Origin of the sequence: Burkholderia sp. BCC1998, assembly GCF_905339875.1 — a bacterium.
GTDB lineage: Bacteria > Pseudomonadota > Gammaproteobacteria > Burkholderiales > Burkholderiaceae > Burkholderia.
The window spans coordinates 1-1,393 of sequence record NZ_CAJPHE010000071.1 but is presented as its reverse complement, the minus strand read 5'-3'; the positions used below and the strand labels follow the sequence as shown (position 1 = coordinate 1,393).

Sequence of the window (1,393 nt, the reverse complement as noted above, 5' to 3'; positions counted from 1 at the left end):
CTCTGCATCGGCTTCGGCTTCCTGACCGACGGCTTCTTCACGCTGCAGAACCTGTCGATCGTCACGCAGCAGGCGTCGATCAACATCGTGCTCGCCGCCGGCATGACCTTCGTGATCCTGACGGGCGGCATCGACCTGTCGGTCGGCTCCGTGCTCGCCGCGTCGGCCGTCGCCGCGCTCATCGCGTCGACCATCCCCGGCTGGGGCTGGCTCGGCGTGCCGATCGCGCTCGCGGTCGGCCTCGTGTTCGGCGCGATCAACGGCGGCCTGATCTCGTTCCTGCGCCTGCCGCCGTTCATCGTCACGCTCGGCGCGATGACGGCCGTGCGCGGCGTCGCCCGCCTGATCGGCAACGACACGACCGTCTTCAACCCGCAACTGCCGTTCGCGTTCATCGGCAACGGCACGATCCTCGGCGTGCCGTGGCTCGTCGTGATCGCGTGCGCGGTGATCGCGCTGTCGTGGTTCATCCTGCGCCGCACGGTGCTCGGCATGCGGATCTATTCGGTCGGCGGCAACCCGGAAGCCGCACGGCTGTCGGGCATCAACGTGCGCGCGATCCAGCTGTTCGTGTATGCGGCGTCGGGCCTGCTCGCCGGCCTCGGCGCGGTGATGTCGGCCGCGCGGCTCTATGCGGCCAACGGCCTGCAGCTCGGCCAGTCGTACGAACTCGATGCGATCGCCGCGGTGATCCTCGGCGGCACGAGCTTCGTCGGCGGTGTCGGCTCGATCGTCGGCACGCTGATCGGCGCGCTGATCATCGCGGTGCTGACCAACGGCCTCGTGCTGCTCGGCGTGTCCGACATCTGGCAATACATCATCAAGGGGCTCGTGATCATCGGCGCGGTCGCGCTCGACCGCTATCGCCAGCGCGACTCGGCCCGCACCTGATTCGTATTCCTCACCACTCGACCATCGGGGCGCAGGCAGGTCCTCCTGCACCCATCTGCCAACGGACCTTCCGGAGACACAACGACATGTTCAAGCAAAAAGCCGCCCTGACCGCCGTCGCCTGCGCGCTCGCCTTCGGCACCGCCGCCGCCCATGCAGCCGACAAGCCGCTGAAATCGATCGGCGTCACGGTCGGCTCGCTCGGCAACCCGTACTTCGTCACGATCGTGAAAGGCGCCGAGGCGCGTGCCAAACAGCTCAACCCGAACGCGAAGGTCACCGCGGTCTCGGCCGACTACGACCTGAACAAGCAGTTCACGCAGATCGACAACTTCATCTCCGCGCACGTCGACATGATCCTGCTGAACGCGACCGATCCGAAGGCGATCGAGCCGGCGGTGAAGAAGGCGCAGGCGGCGGGCATCACGGTCGTCGCGGTGGACGTCGCGGCCGCCGGCGCGAACGCGACCGTGCAGACCAACAACGTGAAGGCCGGCGAGCT

Annotated in this window: 2 protein-coding genes; both read left to right on the top strand. The window is 67.7% G+C overall.

Annotated features, from left to right (window positions below; all coding sequences use genetic code 11):
• Positions 1–891, top strand: an 891-nt coding sequence (locus U5A56_RS36805) for an ABC transporter permease subunit (protein WP_321927383.1), incomplete at its 5' end; no start/stop codon positions are given.
• Between the two features lie 86 nt (positions 892–977).
• Positions 978–1,393 (top strand): substrate-binding domain-containing protein (locus U5A56_RS36800; protein ID WP_321927381.1); only part of this gene is annotated, 416 nt, incomplete at its 3' end.